This window comes from Winogradskyella ludwigii, assembly GCF_013403985.1.
Taxonomy (GTDB): Bacteria; Bacteroidota; Bacteroidia; order Flavobacteriales; family Flavobacteriaceae; genus Winogradskyella; species Winogradskyella ludwigii.
The window spans coordinates 894,422-915,236 of record NZ_JABFDF010000001.1 but is presented as its reverse complement, the minus strand read 5'-3'; the positions used below and the strand labels follow the sequence as shown (position 1 = coordinate 915,236).

16 protein-coding genes are annotated in these 20,815 nt (G+C 33.2%); 6 read left to right on the top strand and 10 right to left on the bottom strand.

Features of this window, described 5'->3' with window-relative positions:
* The first annotated feature begins 275 nt into the window (after positions 1 to 275).
* Positions 276 to 1,817 carry an Rne/Rng family ribonuclease gene (locus HM981_RS03845; protein ID WP_179337253.1) on the top strand — a complete coding sequence of 514 codons (1,542 nt, stop codon included), beginning with the start codon at positions 276 to 278 and terminating at the stop codon, positions 1,815 to 1,817.
* Between the two features lie 384 nt (positions 1,818 to 2,201).
* Here HM981_RS03845 and HM981_RS03840 read toward each other — a convergent pair whose 3' ends face one another.
* From HM981_RS03840 to HM981_RS03815, 6 genes are all read right to left on the bottom strand, one after another.
* On the bottom strand, positions 2,202 to 2,921 hold the full coding sequence (locus tag HM981_RS03840) for a Bax inhibitor-1/YccA family protein (RefSeq protein WP_179337252.1): 720 nt from the start codon (positions 2,919 to 2,921) through the stop codon (positions 2,202 to 2,204).
* A 98-nt stretch (positions 2,922 to 3,019) separates the two neighbouring features.
* Positions 3,020 to 3,715, bottom strand: coding sequence for a zinc metallopeptidase (locus tag HM981_RS03835; RefSeq protein ID WP_179337679.1), 696 nt, complete (start codon positions 3,713 to 3,715; stop codon positions 3,020 to 3,022).
* A 115-nt stretch (positions 3,716 to 3,830) separates the two neighbouring features.
* Positions 3,831 to 4,931, bottom strand: coding sequence for an alanine dehydrogenase (gene ald / locus HM981_RS03830; protein ID WP_179337251.1), 1,101 nt, complete (start codon positions 4,929 to 4,931; stop codon positions 3,831 to 3,833).
* Positions 4,932 to 5,235: 304 nt separating this feature from the next.
* Positions 5,236 to 5,670: a hypothetical protein gene (locus HM981_RS03825; RefSeq protein ID WP_179337250.1), complete on the bottom strand. Its 435-nt coding sequence runs from the start codon at positions 5,668 to 5,670 to the stop codon at positions 5,236 to 5,238.
* Between the two features lie 4 nt (positions 5,671 to 5,674).
* Complete coding sequence (locus HM981_RS03820) at positions 5,675 to 6,649, bottom strand: polysaccharide deacetylase family protein (RefSeq protein WP_179337249.1); 975 nt, start codon at positions 6,647 to 6,649, stop codon at positions 5,675 to 5,677.
* Positions 6,639 to 9,674 carry a leucine--tRNA ligase gene (locus HM981_RS03815; protein WP_179337248.1) on the bottom strand — a complete coding sequence of 1,012 codons (3,036 nt, stop codon included), beginning with the start codon at positions 9,672 to 9,674 and terminating at the stop codon, positions 6,639 to 6,641. Before HM981_RS03815 ends, HM981_RS03820 begins: the two co-directional genes overlap by 11 nt.
* A gap of 204 nt (positions 9,675 to 9,878) precedes the next feature.
* Between HM981_RS03815 and HM981_RS03810 the strand changes: the two genes are divergently transcribed.
* Complete coding sequence (locus HM981_RS03810) at positions 9,879 to 10,757, top strand: cell division protein FtsX (protein WP_179337247.1); 879 nt, start codon at positions 9,879 to 9,881, stop codon at positions 10,755 to 10,757.
* An 82-nt stretch (positions 10,758 to 10,839) separates the two neighbouring features.
* Positions 10,840 to 11,094 (top strand): DUF3098 domain-containing protein, encoded by a 255-nt coding sequence (locus HM981_RS03805; RefSeq protein ID WP_179337246.1) that lies wholly within the window; start codon positions 10,840 to 10,842, stop codon positions 11,092 to 11,094.
* A gap of 3 nt (positions 11,095 to 11,097) precedes the next feature.
* On the opposite strand, the gene HM981_RS03800 is transcribed toward HM981_RS03805, so the two are convergent.
* The 4 genes from HM981_RS03800 to HM981_RS03785 form a co-directional block, all read right to left on the bottom strand.
* Positions 11,098 to 12,222, bottom strand: coding sequence for a glycerate kinase (locus HM981_RS03800; protein WP_179337245.1), 1,125 nt, complete (start codon positions 12,220 to 12,222; stop codon positions 11,098 to 11,100).
* Between the two features lie 9 nt (positions 12,223 to 12,231).
* A complete protein-coding gene (locus tag HM981_RS03795; RefSeq protein ID WP_179337244.1) occupies positions 12,232 to 13,938 on the bottom strand; it encodes a sodium:solute symporter family transporter in 1,707 nt (568 codons plus the stop codon).
* Between the two features lie 118 nt (positions 13,939 to 14,056).
* Positions 14,057 to 15,412 (bottom strand): MGH1-like glycoside hydrolase domain-containing protein, encoded by a 1,356-nt coding sequence (locus HM981_RS03790; RefSeq protein ID WP_394351701.1) that lies wholly within the window; start codon positions 15,410 to 15,412, stop codon positions 14,057 to 14,059.
* Positions 15,413 to 15,446: 34 nt separating this feature from the next.
* Complete coding sequence (locus HM981_RS03785; RefSeq protein ID WP_179337242.1) at positions 15,447 to 18,113, bottom strand: TonB-dependent receptor domain-containing protein; 2,667 nt, start codon at positions 18,111 to 18,113, stop codon at positions 15,447 to 15,449.
* A gap of 120 nt (positions 18,114 to 18,233) precedes the next feature.
* Between HM981_RS03785 and HM981_RS03780 the strand changes: the two genes are divergently transcribed.
* From HM981_RS03780 to truB, 3 genes are all read left to right on the top strand, one after another.
* Positions 18,234 to 19,256 carry a LacI family DNA-binding transcriptional regulator gene (locus HM981_RS03780; RefSeq protein ID WP_179337241.1) on the top strand — a complete coding sequence of 341 codons (1,023 nt, stop codon included), beginning with the start codon at positions 18,234 to 18,236 and terminating at the stop codon, positions 19,254 to 19,256.
* Between the two features lie 62 nt (positions 19,257 to 19,318).
* Entirely contained in the window at positions 19,319 to 20,110 is a 792-nt protein-coding gene (uppP, locus tag HM981_RS03775) for an undecaprenyl-diphosphatase UppP (RefSeq protein ID WP_179337240.1), read from the top strand.
* Positions 20,111 to 20,809 carry a tRNA pseudouridine(55) synthase TruB gene (gene truB / locus HM981_RS03770; RefSeq protein WP_179337239.1) on the top strand — a complete coding sequence of 233 codons (699 nt, stop codon included), beginning with the start codon at positions 20,111 to 20,113 and terminating at the stop codon, positions 20,807 to 20,809. It abuts the gene before it with no gap.
* The last annotated feature ends 6 nt before the right edge of the window (positions 20,810 to 20,815 follow it).

Below are 20,815 nucleotides of genomic sequence, written 5' to 3'. Positions count from 1 at the left end.
CATTATTTATTATGCCAAGTGGTAAAAAAAGAAAAAGACACAAGGTAGCGACGCACAAGCGTAAAAAACGTAGACGTGCTAATCGTCACAAGAAGAAATAAATTGAAAAAAGTAGTTTTTAAAACTACTTTTTTCGGTTTTAAAGAAACGTTCTTTGATATAGAATTTACAACATTTAATAGAGTGTTGTATAATTTGTAGGATATTACATCCTGTGTCAAATAATTTAGTGAAATCCATCTATCTCAATGAAGAGCTAGATATAAATTAACATTATGAACAAAGAATTAATAGTTCGATCAAGTTCAGATATTGTTGATTTTGCCTTATTAAAAGATGGAAAACTTATTGAATTACATAAAGATGAAGAGGATAACAACTTTGCGGTTGGCGATATTTTTATTGCCAAAATACGCAAAGTTATGCCTGGTTTAAATGCCGCGTTTGTTAACGTAGGCTATGAGAAAGATGGTTTTTTACACTATCATGATCTTGGTCCGCAAATGCCTTCTCTTTTAAAATTCATTAAACGTGTAAGCACAGGGAAATTGAGGGATTACACCCTCAAGGACTTTCCTATGGAAAAAGATTTAGATAAAAATGGCTCAATTGCAAACGCCATTAAATCAAATCAATCCATATTAGTACAAGTAGTAAAAGAACCAATCTCTACAAAGGGACCGCGTATTAGCTCAGAATTGTCTATTGCCGGAAGATACATTGTCTTAGTACCTTTTTCTAATCGCATATCAATATCACAAAAAATTGATTCGCAAGACGAAAAAGACCGCTTAAAAAGACTCGTAAAAAGTATCACACCTAAAGGATTTGGTGTTATTATTCGTACTGTAGCAGAAGGCAAAAAAGTTGCCGAACTAGATAGTGATTTACAGAGTTTGCTGGATCGATGGACAGCAATGTGTAAAAAATTGTACAAAGCACATCACCCAACTAAAGTATTGGGAGAAATGAACAAAGCATCCTCAATTTTGAGAGATATCTTTAATGATTCATTCTCTGGTATTGTTGTAGATGATGAAGAAATGTATGTACAGGTAAAAGATTACGTGCATCAAATTGCACCGAATAAGGAATCTATTGTGAAGTATCACAAGAATGGTCCTATTTTTGAAAAATTTGGAATAGAACGACAAATAAAAACATCATTTGGTCGTACAGTATCTATGTCAAGAGGAGCTTATCTGGTTATTGAACATACCGAAGCACTCCATGTAGTAGATGTAAACAGTGGTAACCGATCTAATAAAGAGAAGAACCAAGAAGATACGGCTTTAGAAGTTAACATGATTTCTGCCCAAGAAATTGCCAGACAATTACGTTTACGTGATATGGGAGGCATAATCGTTATCGATTTTATCGATATGGGAAAGGCCGAGAACAGAAAAAAGCTTTTCAATTATCTTAGAGATGAGATGAAAGATGATAAAGCAAAGCATAAAATATTACCGCCGAGTAAGTTTGGATTAGTGCAAATAACCAGACAACGCGTTAGGCCAGAACGTAATATTAAAACGAAAGAAGAAAATCCGAATCTAGTAGGAGGAGATGAAATCGAAGCACCAATTAAAGTGGTGGAACGTATTAATCAAGATCTAGAACGTATTTTCAAAAAAGACTATAAAAAGGTAACTCTTAATACACACCCTTTTATAGCAGCCTTTTTAACCAAAGGGTTTCCATCAGTACGTTCAAAATGGTTTTTTGAACACAAAAAATGGGTAAAAGTTTTACCTAGAGATGCTTACACATATCTTGAATATCATTTTTTCGATAAAAATGGTGACAAAATCAAATAATATCTATTAGAAAAGCCCAACTAAAATTTTTAGTTGGGCTTTTTGTTTTATAGTAAATTTATATATCTATCTGTAGCGTCTTTTTGTATTCCAAACTAATGAACTTGCGTTTCCAAATTTTAACGTTTTAGTTCCTACTTTACTTTCTTTTACTGTTCTGTTACTTGTTTTCATAATTTTTGTATTAAATATTTTTGCTTTTTAAAGCGGGTGCAAATTTACGGCGCTTATAAGCTTTAGAAAACAACAGGTTTAATAGTATTGTGTGCTATATTACCTTTATTTCGTTTTTTTTAACAAAACTAAAGTTAAAATAAAATACTTAAGAAAAATCCCAACTGAAACTTCAGTTGGGATTTTTATATTTTATAAAGTAAATTATACTTAATCTCTAGACATAAAAATTCTAAGGATATACCAGAACAATAACATTAGTGAAGCAAACAATCCTAGCGCAGCCGGAATATAGTCTTCTACACCATAAGTCTTCACTAAATTAGAAGTTTGATATAAGATAGATCCACCAGCTAATAAGCACATGCCAACAGAAAACCATAAACCTAAGTCAAAACCAAATAGAGTTCCTGCTATTATTAATCCAATAGCAATGAAAAACCCAATAGTTAATCCTGTTTTTAGAAATGAAAAATCAGTTTTTGTCATTAATACAGCAGCAGATAATCCTGTAAAAAGGGATAATGTAACTATAGAGGCTTGGTAAAGCACATCTGAACCAGAAGGTCCCATGAGTTCTGTTACCATATATAACATAGGTACAAAAATTAAGGCTTCAAAAAATATGTAAATACCATACGCTAAATACTGCGTGTTTTTATCTGTAGTTTTCATAGCCATACCTTCAGCATAGTTGGTGGCTAGCATAAAGCCACCTAGTAACAAGAGCCATTTATAACCTTGTGTCATAGAGAGCATAAAACTTACTACAGTTTCACTTTGTAGTAAAAGGTATTCAAATAGTATGAAGACCAAGACTCCTCCTGCAACATGTCCATAAGTTTTTTTGTAAAAGGTAGCGCGTTCTACATCAGATAAGCTGCCAATTAAAATTTTCTGTGAGTACTGATTTGGGTATTGGTTTTCCATTGTATGATTTAGTTTATGATGTTTAATGTACGTATTTCTTCTTATGCTACAAAAAAAGCCCTGATAAATCAGAGCTCTTTTATAAAATATTTTAAGATTTAATCTCTACCTCCAAACACTTGAAGTGCCCAATATAGTAAAGAGGCTAATGCGCCAATAGCAGCAACTAAATAAGTCCTTGCAGCCCATTTAAGTGCATCTTCAGAGCCTTTATATTCATCTGGTGTTAGCATTTTTTTGTTCTTTAACCAAGCTAAAGCTCTATTACTTGCATCATATTCTACAGGTAAAGTAATGAAACTAAATAGCGTTGCAAACCCCATAAACACTAAACCAGCAACAGCAACCCAATACCCTATACCAATTCCTGCAGCGGCTCCTAAAACTAAACCTCCAATGACTAACCACTGAGACATTCCTGAAGTCACACTAACAATTGGTACCAACGCAGAACGCATACCTAAAGCACTATAAGCTTGTGCATGTTGCACGGCGTGTCCACATTCGTGAGCAGCAACTGCAGCCGAAGCCGCGTTACGTTTATTGTAAACAGATTCACTTAAGTTTACTGTTTTATTTTTAGGGTTGTAATGATCTGTTAATTGTCCTGGTGTAGAAATAACCTCTACGTCAGTAATACCATTATCTGCTAACATTTTTTCTGCAATCTCTCTACCAGATAAACCATTGCGCAATTGTACTTTAGAGTACTTCGCAAATTTACGTTTAAGTTGGTTACTTACTAGCCAGCTCACTAAAGCAATAGCGCCAATTAGTACGTAATATCCCATCATTCCGCTCATAAGTTGAAAATTTTAATTTATGTAAATTTACTAAATGAATTGCAAAAAGTAAGCCAAATTAAATTTAAGAACTTTTGTCAGGATATTGAAATGCCTATTGTTATGTTTACATCGCTTCCATAGACCAACCAAACGCTTCAGCAATCTCTTCATAAACTATTTTACCTTTTACAATATTTAGTCCTTTTGCTAAAGTTACATCTTTTTTACATGCGGTTTCCCAACCTTGATTTGCCAATCTTAGTACATAAGGTAAGGTTACATTGGTTAATGCTAAAGTTGATGTATAAGGTACAGCACCTGGCATATTTGCAACACAGTAATGTACCACATCATCAATTATAAATGTTGGGTCTTCATGTGTTGTTGCTTTAGTCGTTTCCATACAACCACCTTGATCTACAGCCACATCTACCAAAACGGTTCCTGGACGCATATCTTTAAGCATATCTCTAGTAATTAATCTTGGAGCAACAGCACCTCTAACTAATACACCACCAATAATTAAATCATGATCTTTAATACGTTTTCTAATATTATACTCGCTTGAAAACTCGGTAACTACATGGCTAGGCATCACGTCATTTACATAACGTAATTGTTTCATGTTAATATCCATAACAGTAACGTGAGCTCCTAATCCTGCAGCCATTTTTGCAGCTTGAATACCTACAACACCAGCACCTAAAATTAAGACTCTTCCTGGAGGTACACCTGGAACGCCACCAAGTAGTACTCCACGACCTTTAATTGGTTTTTCTAAATATTTTGCACCTTGTTGAATTGCCATTCTTCCGGCAACTTCAGACATTGGTGTTAATAATGGTAATGTACCATCTTTATCTTCAACAGTTTCGTAAGCAATACAAACCGATTCACTTTTAAGCATCGCTTTAGTTAATGGTTCGCTAGAAGCAAAATGGAAATAGGTAAATACTACATGATGCGATTTTATCAATGGATATTCTTCTGCAATAGGTTCTTTAACTTTAACAATCATTTCACTAGAAGTATAAACGTCTTCTATAGTTTCTAAAACTATGGCGCCAGCGTTGATGTAATCTAGATCGGAGAATCCGCTTCCAAAACCAGCATCCTTTTGTACGTAAACAACGTGTTTGTTTTTTGTCAATTCGAAAACTCCCGAAGGTGTCATACCAACTCTGTTTTCATTGTTTTTGATTTCTTTTGGGACTCCGATTTTCATTTGATTTTTTTTAATTTATTAAATCTGTCAAATAGAATTTGCTAATTAAATTACCGATTAGAATCAACTTTTTAATTAAGCTTATTTTATTTTTTGAAGATTTTGAGATGAATAGCTCTTGGAAATTACTATGAAAAATGCTGTTGTTCCAAATTTGATTGTTAATTTGAAATCACTTTTACGGAATTAATATTTTGAAGCTTTTATTTTAAAAACAATCAAAATTCAGGTTGAATTTGAGGTCAATATGATATTCTAAGAATAAAAATAATGTAGCGACAACCTTTAAATTATTACAATTGAATTACTTTGTAATCGGTAATAATAATACTTTAGTCACTCTGTTATTTTCAAAAATTAGTGTGAGCATTACAGATTGATCATTAGAAAGTCCTTCTCCTTTACCAACATAATAATTGAATTGATTAGTTGTAGATGAATTTAATATACTCGGATAACCTAACTGATGAATAACTTCTTTCTTTGTGTCATCAATAAAAAGATCCTTATCTAAGATGTCATCTAGCATTTCATAACGTTGCATTGGGTTTTGTTTCCATCGTTCTTCCGTAAAGCGATGATCCAAAAAAGAATGTAAAGAGGTCGCTATTACAAATGAAGCAAAAAGAATTAGACCAATTTGGTTAATCTGATTATTACGGTAATCAAAATAATCTTTAAGCCCCTTGCGCTTCTTTTTAGGTGATGATTCTTCTGTTGATGGTTTGTTTAAATACACAGCATTACTCTTTTGTGAGTTCAGAGTAATTTAAAAAATAGGCTTCTTCACATGGTGACATAGCATGCGGATAATTAGGAATAAGTACCACTCCTTCCGAGGTTAAATTCCATGTTTTGTATTTCCAATAACTGTCATCAACAAAAGTTTCGCACTCTTCGTCTTGTACATCATTTTCAGATTCTTGGTATTTGCTTTTTAATTTCTGAAAAAAATCAACTTTTGGGTATAATGCTTCAATCTCATCTACAACCTCTAAATTTTCTAGGTTAAACGTATAGCCAACATTACCATGAGAAGGATGTGCACCACCACAATAAACGCTGTAATATTTTAAGTAGCTTATAAATTTATCATTCACTAGATTGATTTCGTATGAAATTTCGAACCAAGAACTACAGTCTAAATTGTCTTTTGCATCTGTTAGATGAATAGCATCTAGTATAGGATTGAAAACTGCACGTTGTTCTTTTGTAAAACCATTTCCTAATCTAAATAAGGGCAGTTTTGAATATTTTTCATGAAACCAAACCAACTGTTTATCCTTATAATTAACAACACTATCTTTTACAAAGGTTAGTTTAGGATTTCTAAAATCTTCTAAAGGCTCTTGTTTTGTTTCGGTTAAAACAACTTTATAAGTGTCATCTTTTAAAGTGAAATTACCTATAAGTTGATTACCTTTTTTTGTTAAGTCAAAAACTTCGTCGGCATCAATTACCTTTTCAGGCCTAAAATAATAACCATCTATTAAAGTGATTTTGTCTTTTTTGAAATCACCAGATATAGGAATACTTAAAAGTTTAGAATCGTAAAAATAATAGCCTTCTAATTCGCCAGAAGTGGAATCTTTTTCGTGAGGATAAACATTGACTTCTAAATGAATAGGATAATCACCAATAATACCAACATAACTTTGAGACCAACCTATAATTGGCAACAAAGTTATGATGATATATTTTAGTAGTTTACCCGACAATATTTACAATTTTACCAGGAACTACAATTACTTTTTTAGGTGTTCTACCTTCTAATTGCGCAATAGTTTTCTCGTGAGCCATAACGGTTTTCTCAATGTCGTCTTTGCTCATATCCATTGGCAATTCTAATGTAAAACGCATTTTACCATTAAAAGAGATTGGATATTTTTTACTGCTTTCTACTAAATGACTTGCATCAAAAACAGGGAAAGGTGCTGTAGAAATAGTATTGTTATTTCCTAATTGACTCCATAATTCTTCAGCAATATGTGGTGCATAAGGCGAAATTAAAACCAATAAAGGTTCTAAAATGTTTTTGCTTGTACATTTCTGCTTACTCAATTCGTTAACCGCAATCATAAAAGTAGAAACCGATGTATTGAAAGAGAAATTCTCAATATCTTCTTGTACTTTCTTTATGGTTTTGTGTAATGTTTTTAAGTTGTCTTTGGTTGGCTCAGCATCATTAACAATTAAACCATTTTCGCCAACATATAATTTCCAAAGTTTTTTAAGGAAACCATGTACACCTGTAATACCAGCCGTGTTCCAAGGTTTGTACTGTTCTAATGGTCCTAAGAACATTTCATAAAGTCTTAGACTGTCTGCTCCGTAATCTGCAACAATGTTATCAGGATTGACAACGTTGTATTTGGATTTAGACATTTTTTCTACTTCACGATTTACTTTAAATGTGCCATCTTCTTCTGTTATGAATTTTGCATCTTTAAAGTCTTCACCAAATTCTCCATCTGATTTTAAACCATTAATATTTAATTCATCGGAAGCATTTACATACTGTACTTTTACATGAATAGGAAGAAAATTAAAATCTAAACTAATATTTAAATTAGTTTCTGAGTCCTGAATATGACGTCTTATTAAATTCTCCATGTTTGCTTCCAACTCCTCAATTAAGCGATAAGTTTTTTCTGAAGCATTTTCCTGTTTTAATTTCTTCAATTCTTCATGAGAAATTAAAACAGGATTTTTAGAAATTAAAGATTTGATTGTTTCATCATATTCTTCACTATTAAAATTAACTTTAAAGTAATTTCTATAAACAAAAGCACTAGTACCCAAAATCATTCCTTGGTTAATCAACTTTTTAAAAGGCTCTTCAACATTAACAAAACCTCTGTCTTTCAATAATTTCACCCAAAAACGCGAGTAGAGTAGGTGACCTGTAGCATGCTCGCTTCCACCAATATATAAATCTACATTTTCCCAATATTTCAGCGCAGCTTCACTTGCAAAAACACCATCTCTATTGGCTGCATCTTCCATATAACGGAAGAAATACCAAGAACTTCCTGCCCAACCTGGCATAGTGTTGAGTTCTAGTGGATGAATTGTTGTATTGTTTATCTTGTCATTAGACACCACAGAATTACTTTCAGTACACCAAGCCCATACATCTGCACGTCCTAAAGGCGGTTCACCTTCTTCGGTTGGTAAATATTTTTCTACTTCTGGTAATCTAATTGGTAAATGCTCTGCATCTATCATTTGTGGCATACCATTTACATAATACACTGGGAATGGTTCGCCCCAATATCGTTGTCTTGAGAATACAGCATCACGTAATCTGTAATTGGTTTTACCTACGCCTTGTCCTAATTGCTCTAATTGATAAATAGCCAATTTAGACGCTTTTTTATAAGCTAATCCATTAAGGAAATCACTATTGGCGATTTTTACATTGTCTTTAGAAGCATAGGCTTCTTCAGAAATATCAACACCTTCAAATATATTTGGAATTGCAATATCAAAATGTTTTGCAAAATCGTAATCACGTTGGTCACCACAAGGCACTGCCATAACTGCGCCTGTTCCGTAGCTTGCTAAAACGTAATCACCAATCCAGATTGGAATCGGTTCTTTAGAAAAAGGATGCTCAGCATAAGCACCTGTAAACACACCAGAAATGGTTTTTACATCTGCCATACGATCGCGTTCGCTTCGTTTTGCTGATTTTTCTATGTAAGCTTCAACTTCAGCTTTTTGTGCTTCGGTTGTAATTTGTGATACTAATTCGTGTTCTGGTGCAAGGGTCATAAATGACACGCCAAAAATAGTATCTGGCCTTGTAGTGAAAACGTCTATTTTGTGAGACGTCTCGACTGCGCTCGACGAGACAGCAGGAATAACATTGAATGTTACCGAAGCTCCAACGGATTTACCAATCCAGTTTTTCTGAATGTCTTTTAAAGCATCTGTCCAATCGAGATCATCTAAACCTTGAAGTAAGCGTTCTGCATACGCAGAAATTCGCATACTCCATTGGGTCATTTTTTTTCTAACTACAGCATGTCCACCACGTTCGGAAACACCATTAACTATTTCGTCATTGGCTAAAACGGTTCCTAATTCTGGGCACCAGTTTACTTCTGTTTCTGCTAAATAGGTTAATCTGTATTTTAAAAGTATTTCTTGTTGTACTTCCGAAGAAAAATTATTCCATTGCTCTGCCGTAAACTGACCTGTATTATCATCACATACAGCTTCTACAGCAGTATTACCCTCTCTAGCAAATACCTTTTCTAATTCAGAAATAGGAAATGCTTTATTTGCATGTTTACAAAACCAAGACTCATACAATTGTATAAAAATCCACTGTGTCCATTTGTAATATTCAGGATTAGAGGTACGCACTTCACGACTCCAATCAAAAGAAAAACCAATTTGGTCTAACTGTCTTCTATAAGTAGTAATATTCGTTTCTGTAGTGACTGCAGGATGCTGACCTGTTTGTATCGCATACTGTTCTGCAGGCAATCCAAAACTATCATAACCTTGCGGATGTAAGACGTTAAAACCTTTATGACGCTTATAACGTGCATAGATGTCACTAGCAATGTAACCCAACGGATGGCCAACATGTAAACCTGCTCCTGAAGGATAAGGGAACATATCCAAAACGTAATATTTTGGTTTATCACTGGTGTTTGAGGCTTTAAATGTTTCGTTTTTTGCCCAGTAGTCTTGCCACTTTTTTTCTATGCTGTTAAAATCGTATGTCATTGTCTTGTTTTCCTTGTGTAAAGCCACAAATTTAAAGCTATTACAACACAATTAAAAACTAAACGTTGTATTACTTAAATACTATTTAATGCTTGAAATTAATGAGATTCAAAAATCAATGATTTCTCATACAGTAATTCCGATTATTAAACAGATTTAATCCAAATTCTTTATTATTTTTACAACATAAATCTGCATTCATCCATGGCATCATCTTTTGACAAGTACCAAAAGCGAAAACTTATATCATCTTACATCTCTGTAGTGATAAGTATTGCTTTGGTTTTATTTCTTCTAGGCTGTTTAGGTCTTTTAGTAATTAACTCTAAAAAAGTAGCTGATCACTTTAAAGAACAAGTGGTAATGACTATTTATTTGAATGATACAGCAAAAGAAGTAGAGGTCAACCAGCTCAAAAAGAGTTTAGCGATGGCAGATTACACAAAAGATGCACTTTACGTATCTAAAGAAGAAGCTGCAGAGTTTATGAAAGCTGAAACAGGTGAAGACTTTATGGATTTTGTAGGTTATAATCCATTGAAGAATTCAATTGATGTGCACTTAAAAGCCGATTTTGTTACTAATGAAAACCTAAGTGAAATCACAGAAGGTTTATCTAATAAAGCATTTATTGAAGAGATAAGATACGATAATGATTTGGTAGAATTAATGAACGATAACGTAAAAAAAATTACGTTTTGGGTCTTAATTATTAGTGGATTATTTACTTTAATCGCTGTTTTATTGATTAATAGCTCTATTCGTTTAGCCGTTTATTCTAAGCGTTTTATTATTAAGACCATGCAAATGGTTGGTGCGACCAAAACCTTTATTCGTAGACCTTTTGTATGGAAAAGTGTGCAATTAGGAATCATTGGTGCTTTAGTTGCTTTAGCTGGTATGGCAGTTGTTTTATACTATTTAGATATTACATTCCCAGAATTAGAATTACTAAAAAACACCCTATTAATTGGAGGTTTGTTTGTTGGTATTTTCCTTTTAGGAATTGTGATTACTTGGATTAGTACGTTTATTGCTACACAACGTTTCTTAAACTTAAAGACGGATCAGTTGTATTATTAGATGTTAGGAAAATATTAATGTCGACCACTATTTGTAAATAAAACTGTTACTTTGCAGGATACTAAAGTTGAATTGAAAGACCATGGGAGAACAAAAACGTAAGGACGATTCTAAATCGGAATTCATTTTCGGGAAGAAAAACTATAAATTCTTATTTATTGGTTTAGCATTTATTGTTATTGGCTTTATATTAATGTCTGGTGGTGGAAGTGATGATCCCAATGTTTTTGATGAATCTATTTACAGCTGGAGACGTATTAGATTAGCACCAACTTTAGTGTTAATTGGTTTTGGTATTCAGGTTTATGCGATTCTTTTAAACCCAAATAAGAAATAATTTTTATTGATTTAGAAAGTCACTAAACTCATTGGTGATTTGCTTTAAATAGATGGTTGTATTTGATAATGCATCCTCTAAATTCTTGGCTTTTGTAATTATAGCATCACTATAAGCGATTCCCATTTCATTGAGTTCTACAGGAGTCACATCAATACTACCACAAAAGGCAGCTACTTTTATTTTATTTTTCTTAGCAGAAGTTAAGACTCCACTTAAGGTTTTTCCAGATAAGGTTTGATGATCTAATTTGCCTTCGCCTGTAATAATCCAGTCTGCATTTTTAATTTTAGTATTAAAATCTGCAATCTGTTTTATAACATCGATACCAGGAAGAAGTTCTCCGTTTAAAAAAGCGATAGCACCTGCTCCCATTCCTCCAGCAGCACCAGCACCTTCAATTTCTTGAGCTGTAAAATTAAAATGATCATCTAATACTTTAGAGAAATTACGCAAACCTGTATCTAAATAATTAATATCAGCTTCAGTTGCGCCTTTTTGTTTGGCATAAATATGTGCAGCTCCGTTAGGTCCGTAAAGTGGATTTGTAACATCACAAGCAATTTGAAATTTAATAGACTTTAACCTTTTATCTACAAGCGTATCATCAATTTTACAAATAGTAATGAGTGCGCTACCAATTGGTTTTACCTCGTTGTTATCTTTGTTTAAGAAACGATAGCCTAAAGCATTTGCCATACCAATACCACAATCGTTTGTTGCACTTCCTCCGATGCCTAGAATAATATGCTGAGCACCTTTATCTATAGCTTTAAGAATTAACTCTCCAGTACCAAATGTGGTGGTGTGCATACAGTTTTGATCTGCAGGCTGTAATAGTTTCATACCAGAAGCTTCAGCCATTTCAATAAAGGCAATTTTGGAGGCTTCAGCATATAAAAATGTGGCTTCAATAGTTTTAAATATGGGATTGGTAACATTGACTTGGATAACCTCTCCTTTTAAATAATAGTTGACCACTTCAATAGTACCATCTCCACCATCTGCTAATGGCACGATTACTACTTCGGCATGTAATGATGATCTTAAAATGGGTGCAACGATATTACAAAACTCGAGTCCTGTTAACGATTCTTTATACTTGTCTGGTGCTAAAATGATTTTCATGAAATAAATCTAACTTAATAGGTTTGGAAGAAAATAACTAACTACAATAATGAGCACAAAAAAGACCATTAATATAATACTCTCTTTCTTTAATAAGTCTTTAGTGTGAAATGTATACGACAGTTCCATTTGCTTAGCAGGTGTTTTAGGAGTTAATTTACTTACAATTACAGCAACTACTAATGCTATTACAAAACCAGTTAAGTTATACCAAATCCAAAATAAATTTGGAATATTATGGATGCCTAGTTCTGCTAAGGCTGCATGTAATGAAACGTCGCCAGAGTAGAAATGGCCTTGATTAAAAAGGTATACTAATTCGGGTAAATATTTAAAGACAAGATTTACAACTACAGCTGTTATTATGGCTGCATTCATACCAATATGATTTACTTTCTTTAAAAAGATAGCAATAACAAAGGCTGCTAATATTGGTCCGTAAAATAAAGATGAAATAGCATTGATGAGTTCGATAACGGTGCTTTCACTATTACCAAAAAGGTAAGCTGCCATAATACATATAACTCCCCAAAACACAACTAAACCTTTAGATAAAAGCATGTATTTTTTTTCGGAAAGTTTTTTTTCTCCACTATTAAAGAAGTCTTCAATCGTTACTGCGCTCAATGAATTAATGGTAGAACTTAATGAAGACATTGCAGCAGACATAATGCCTACCATTAGAATTCCTATAAGGCCGTTTGGTAAATATTTAGTAATAAAAACAGGCACCATTAGATCTGGTTTAATACCTGATTTTGCATATTCTGCAGGAAAATAAATACGTGTTGTTTCTCTTATACTTTCATAAAAATCAGGAACATTACTTACCAGATATCCAATAATTAATCCCATTATACTGTAAACGAGAACTACAGGAAACCGTAATAAACCATTGGCTAACAATAACTTTCTAATGGTACCTTCATCTTTCGCAGAAAGTAAGCGTTGTGCTTGTGTTTGATCTGTACCGTAATATGATAAATACAAAAAGAAACCACCTAAAAGCATTGGCCAAAAACCATATTCCTCTCCATCAAAGAATCCTAGATTAGAAAAGTCGATTACTTGAAGTCGTTCAGGATCAAAACCTTTAAACGTTCCAGTGTCTTTCAATAAAGAATAGCCTATAATTAAACATATAATTAAGCCAGAAAATAAAATTATCATCTGAATAGCATCTCCCCAAACTACAGCTTTCATACCGCCTTGATAGGAGTAAACTAAGGTTACAACACTTATTATTAGTAAAGTCCAATGAAAACTTATACCAACTACAGATTGTATAATTAAAGCCATGGTAAATACCATAACTCCTGTTCCTAGCGCACGACTTATTTGAAAAACGACACTAATTAATTTTCTTGTAGATTTTGAAAAACGACGTTCTAAGTATTCATAAATACTTACAATTCCTGATTTGTATAAAGGTGGAATTATAAAAAACATGATTCCAATCATCGCTAATGGCACGCCAAACTCAAACGTTAACCATTTCATTCCACCATTGGCTTTAAGACCAACAAAAGCTGGTGCAGAAATAAAACTAATAGCTGATAATTGAGTTGCCATTGTAGATAAACTCAAAGGAAACCAACCAAGGCTCTTACCTCCTAGAAAATAATCTTTTGAATTTTTATTCTCTTTAAAGAAATAACCCATAGCTATAAAGCCTACGAGATAAACGGCAATTATTGTATAATCTAGCCAATTCATGTTAATTTATGTTTAATTGTATTCTAACCGAATGTTTCCAATCGCCTTTTAAAATACGCATTAATATGGCATAAGTTGTTCTTATGCCATTAATACTCAGAAATGTTTTTTAATGGAATTAAATTTCAGATTTAAGTAAATCGATAAGTAAAGCGGCACTCCATGAAAAGTTATTACCTCCATAACCTGCATTGTCTTTAACCTCTTTTCTAGGATCGAAATATTCATAAAAACCATATTGCTTTATTAATGAAATAGATTCTTCCTTTACACGAGTTGCAATAGCATCAAAGCCATTAGATTTTAAACCTCTATAAAGTATCCAGTTGAGGTTAATCCAAACAGGGCCTCTCCAATATTTTTTAGGATTAAATCGATCACTTTCTGGATCAAAAGATGCGCATAAGTATTTGTCATCAGTACCAAATTTATCCATCAGTGTTTTTACAAGGATATTTGCTCTTTCTTTACTAGGTATACCTGCAAACAATGGAGTAAATGACGATGATGATATATGCTCTAATTGTTTTTCGTTTCTAAGATCGTAGTGTACGTAAGCACCAAGTTTTTCATTATATAATTTTTCATTAAATCGTTTTATAGCTTTAGTTTGCCATTGCTTTAATGTTTTTATTTTATCTTCAGAATTCCCAATCAATTCATAAAGCTCAATTAAAGCCGCATTAGACTTTATAAGCATGGTATTAAACAATGGGTCTTGAACTAAAAATGGAGATAACTCAGCAATTTTAGCATCATCATAATTGTGTGCTTTAGCAATTTCTATAAGATGTAGATAGTAATCGTATTCTCTATTTGTAGGTCTTTGAGCGGCATCAACATGAGTAGTGTCTCTACGTTCAAATTTATATTTTGGAGGATCCATAGTCTCCCAAATATCATCCCAAATAGGAGAGTTATCTGTACCAGATTCCCAATTGTGGTATATGTAAACTAAACCTTCTTTGTTAGGATCTCTATGTGTGTAAAAATGCTCGTGATTATGATAAACCTTATCAATATTAAGTTTTATGAAATTTAATATGTCTTCTTTGTCATCTATAATATCATAGATTTCTTTTAGAACAAAACCGAGAACAGGAGGTTGTGTCATTCCTGTAGTTCTATGGCTTTTTGAAGCTAAAGGGTGTAGTTTAGAAAGATGAAAATCGGGACCAGGAAAATAAGTGTCACTATCATTATGAAAAACGATGTGTGGTATAAATCCATTTTCCCATTGTGCGCTTAATAACGCTTCGATTTCTCGTTTTGCTTTAGTGGTATCGTAATGCGCTTGGCCTATGGCAATAAAACCAGAATCCCAATTCCATTGAAAAGGGTATAAACCTTCACAAGGAATAGTAAACCCTTTGTCTTCTTTAAAGTTGTTATTAAGAACAGTTTCGGCTTTTTTAATTAAATCATTATTTGTCATGATAGATATTTGAGATATAAAAGAAAGCATTGACACAATATAGTTTGTCAATGCTTTCTGTATTAATTATTATTTAAAAATTAAATGTTGTTGTTAGGAAAAATCGTCTTGGTAGAATTGGGCGTCCAACGAAAAAATCTCCATCACCAGATTGACCAGAAATACCTGCTCTAGGATTCCCTTCTGTAAGTCCAGCACTATCAAATAGGTTGAATACTGAAAATCCAACTCTAAGGCTATTGTTACCTTCTGTTTCAAAAGTATAACCAGCACCAATTCTAGCAATTGTTATAGCGTCTAATTCTACATTGTTAGAATCATCAGTGAATTTTGCTCCAGTATGGTTTAAGGTGAAATTAGCATCTAGCTTACGGTTATCGTAGTTTAAACCAATTGATCCTAAGATGTTTGGTTGTCTTCCTATTTCGTTACCTTCATTGATAGTTACAATACCTCCGTTAACTAAATCTTCCGTTTGGTTTGTAGAGATTTCATGATCTTGATAAGTAATTGTCGCATTTGCAGATAAATAATCAGTAAATCTGTAGTTTCCTGTAGCTTCTAAACCTATCGTTTTTGTAGACTGTTCGCTACGTCCTTGGTCTACTAATTCTCCACTAACAATCGCTTGATCAATACGAATACGATCACTTAATCCTACATAATATACTGCAGCAGAACCTGAGAATTTCGACGTACCAAATTTAGCACCTACTTCTCCTTGAATAATCGTTTCTGCTTCATAGTTTGTCTCTCTTATTCCTGGTGTTGGAGCAAAACCACGTTGTTGAGGAAAGAAAAATCCTCTTGAGAAATTAGCGTATAAGTTGGTAACTTCTGTTAACTCATATAAACCTGCTAATGATAAAGCCCAATCTGTTGCTTCAATCTCTCCTGTTGTAAATGTACCATCTGAAAAACGAACATTTTGCAATTCACTTGTTAAGTCACCATCAGTATAAACTTGACTCTCCGTAACATTACCTTTTCTAAATGTTCCTTTAGTTGATTCTATACGTAAGCCAACATCAAAACGCCATTTGTCAAAAACCATTTCATCAGTAATATAAAAAGCGGTTCTACTTTGTTCTAAAAAATTATTAGAAGTCATTCCTATTCTATTGTATAAACCACCTGTTGAATAGACTACGTTTCCTCCAGTAGCATCAGCATAATTTAAATTTACTAATCGCGGATTATTATTAAATTCAGACAAGACTCTGTATTGATAATTAACATCTTCAGCTTCTGTTCTCGCTAAAAAAGTACCAACTGTGTACGTGTGATTTCCGTTATCTGAATTTAGAATTAAGCTAGCTTCACCAGAATAATCTGTCATAGGTCTTAACCTATCTATATGTAAGTTTTCTACGACTAAATCGTTACCATTAATCTCACCTCCAGAACCACCTTGGTACGTTGCACTAAATCCTGTATTTCCAGGTGCCACGGCCTCTATATAATCTGAAATTGTAATTGGGTTTCCGTAATTACCATCACCACCAACGTATAGCGCAAAATTATGTTGGTAATTGGCGTATTTTACTTTTGATTTAAATCTTAGATTATCACTTAAATTATAGTCAAAATCGGCTAAAAGGTATCCACCTTTTGTATAAACACCATCGTCAATTGGGCTTTCATAGGCACCACCTGGCGTTAAAAATGACGTGTTTGCTAATTCTCCAGACAACAACGATTCAACATCGTCTCCATCGTTACCAGCAAGACGTTCTCTAGAACCACCATCTAAAGGAAGCGGCATGAAAAACTGAGCTCTATCATTAATAAATTGACCATGGATGGTAAAAGAACCATTATCAAATTTTTTCTTAATATTCGCTCTTAACTGAAATCCTCTAGTATCTAAACCTGTATCAATTGGTCCATTATCTTTTCTTACAAATCCAGTTAAAGCATAGTAGGTGTTGGAGTCTTCTCCTCCTAATTTTCCACCCGTGTAAAAATCTGTTTTTAACCTGCCATTAGTACCATATTCTAGGTTGATAATGTTTTCTTCATTAGTATCTCCTGTCTTACTTGTATAATTAATAATACCAGCAACAGAACCAGCACCATAAAGTACGGCAGCACCACCTCTTACAAATTCTACACCTTTAAACCCAATATCTGGACGTGCGTAAACATCATGAGCAGAGGAATTTAATCCAAATGTGCTCATTAAAGGCATACCATCATATTGAAGCGGATTAAAAACGTATTGTCCACCAGAAGGCAAACCTCTAACAAATAAATTAGTTGCTGTTTCACCACCACCACCTTCTGCAGTAATTCCCGGAATACTTCTTAAAATATCAGCTTGGCTATTTGCAGAAAGTTTTGTGATTTCTTTTTGCTTTACAGAACTGATAGACATTGGTGTGTCTTTTTGGGATCTAAACGTAGAAGATGCTGTAAGTACAACCGTATCTAAAGCATTTCCTCCTTCAGTTAAAACAGCGTCGATTGTAACAGGACTACCATCGCAATTAATTGTTTTTTCAAAAGTTTCAAATCCTACATAAGAGATTTGAATAATGTGTTCTCCTGATAAAGTTGTAGTAAAAGTAAATTTACCATCAAAATCAGTTATTGCACCAGAAGTGCTTCCTTTAATAATAACATTGGTACCCATAATTGGCATACCAGATGCATCAGTGACTTTTCCGCTAATTTGTGTTTGCGAAAAAGCAGTAAATGCACTTATAAAAAGTGCAAATGCTAGTAGAGATTTTTTCATTGATTTATAGTTTTGTTGTTTATAGGGTAAATTTATTATCAAATTGTTAAGTTTGTGTAATAAATATTACGAAATTACCATGCAAACGTTTGCGGTAACGTTTGCGAAAGCTATAATTAGATGAAAAGTAAGATTACAACCCTAAAAGAGATTGCAGAAAAACTCCAATTATCTATTTCTACGGTATCTAGAGCTCTAAATGACCATCAAGATATAAGTGAAACGACAAAAAAAAGAGTGAAGCAGTTGGCTTCGGATTTAAATTACATTCCCAATATTTTTGCGAAAGGGTTTAGAGCTCATAAAACAAATATTATTGGTGTTATTGTACCTAATATTACACATTATTTCACAACCACATTAATAAGAGGAATCGTAGAAGAAGCTTCCCTTCATGGCTATCGTGTTATTATTTCAGAATCTAATAATGATGTCGATAAACAAACTGAAATGCTTAATACTATGATTCAATTTGGTGTAGATGGTGTTTTAATGTCAATATCAAAAATGACGAGAGATATTAGTTCAATTTTAAAATTAATGAATACACTTCCATTAATTCTATTTGATAAAGCATCTAATAAAATACCCTGTACTCAAGTGGTTATTAATGAAGAGGAAGCTGCTTATAATGCTGTAGAACATCTTATAAATATTGGAAAAAAGAGAATTGCTATAATTAAGGAATCTGAATTTTCTTATAATTCTGAAAAGCGATTTGAAGGTTATTTAAGAGCCTTAAAAGAACATAATTTACCTATTGATGAAAAAATTATATTGAGTGTAGACGACATTTCAATAATTCAGGGAAAGCGCATGACAAATGTTTTAATGAGCTTAAAGCAAAAGCCCGATGCCATATTTGCTATCACAGATAGTGCTGCAATTGGTGTCATTAAAACACTAAAGAAACTTAATGTAAAAATCCCTGAAGAGATTGCTGTTGTAGGTTTCAGTAATTCTTTAAATTCTACGATTATAGAACCTAAGCTAACAACCGTTGATCAGCCAGGACAAAAAATTGGTGCGACTTCCGTTAAGTATTTAATTGAAGAAATAAATAATCATACCGATTCGCATATAAATAAAACGATAGAAATACGAAGCAATTTAATTATTAGGAACTCAACGTTTATAGTTTGATAAATAACACGCATTTTACTTATTTTTGCCATGTATCTGCACTTAATTGATATTTTTGCTTCATGGAAATTATAGACGCTATTATTTTAGGAATCATTCAAGGTCTTACTGAGTTTTTACCAGTATCGTCTAGTGGTCACTTGGAAATTGGAAAAGCCATTCTTGGCGACGAATCTTTACCTAAAGAAAGCTTATTGTTTACTGTAGTACTTCACTTTGCTACAGCATTGAGTACTATGGTTATTTTCAGAAAAGATATTTTAGATATTATAAAAGGTATTTTAAAATTTGAATGGAATGAAGATCTTCAGTTCATTTCAAAAATTGCTTTATCCATGATACCAGCTGTTATTGTTGGTTTATTTTTTGAAGAAGAATTAGAACAACTTTTTAATGGAAATATTTTACTCGTAGGTTGTATGCTTATTGTTACAGCCGTTTTACTTTTCTTAGCAGATAAAGCAAAGGATACTCAAAAGAAAGTTTCGTTTTCTAACGCTTTTATCATTGGTATATCTCAAGCGATTGCAATGTTGCCTGGAATTTCACGCTCTGGTGCTACAATTTCTACATCTGTTTTATTAGGTAATGATAAAACCAAAGCCGCTCGTTTTTCATTTTTAATGGTGGTACCTCTGATTTTTGGTAAAATAGCAAAAGATCTTTTAGGTGGCGAATTAACTTATGATAGTTCTAATATAACAGCCTTAAGTGTTGGTTTTATCGCTGCATTTGTTGCCGGTTTATTTGCCTGTACTTGGATGATTGCTTTAGTGAAAAAAAGTAAGTTATCTTATTTTGCTATCTATTGTGTTGTTGTTGGTGTTATTGCTATAATTTGGTCTCTCGTATAAATGAAAACTAAAGAAGATTATTTAAGTGGACAAGTCTTACTGATAGACAAACCGTTAACATGGACCTCTTTTCAGGCGGTTAATAAATTGCGCTGGGAAATTAGACATGCTTTCGATATTAAGAAGATTAAAGTTGGTCATGCCGGAACTTTAGATCCATTAGCGACAGGTTTATTGGTGATTTGTACTGGTAAAATGACCAAGGAAATCCATATTTTTCAAGGTCAGGAAAAAGAATATACCGGAACTTTTGTGATTGGTAGTACAACACCTTCTTTTGATTTAGAAACTGAAGTTAATGAAACGTTCCCTACAGACCATATTTCCGAAGAATTAATTCAAGATACAATTCCCCAATTTATTGGTAAGATTGAACAATATCCACCTGTGTTTTCTGCCATTAAGAAAGATGGAAAACGTTTGTACGAATTTGCAAGAGCAGGTGAGGAGGTTGAAATTAAACCAAGACAAGTTGAAATTACAGAATTTGAAATCACAGAAATCACAGGTTCAGAATTGAAATTTAGAGTGGTTTGTAGCAAAGGAACTTACATCAGATCTTTGGCAAACGATTTTGGAAAAGCTTTAAAATCGGGTGGGCACTTATCAGAATTGCGTCGTACACGTATTGGTGATTTTAAAGTTGAAGATGCACTTACACCTGAAGACTTTATTCAAGGACTGCCTTCAAAAGACTGATGCTTT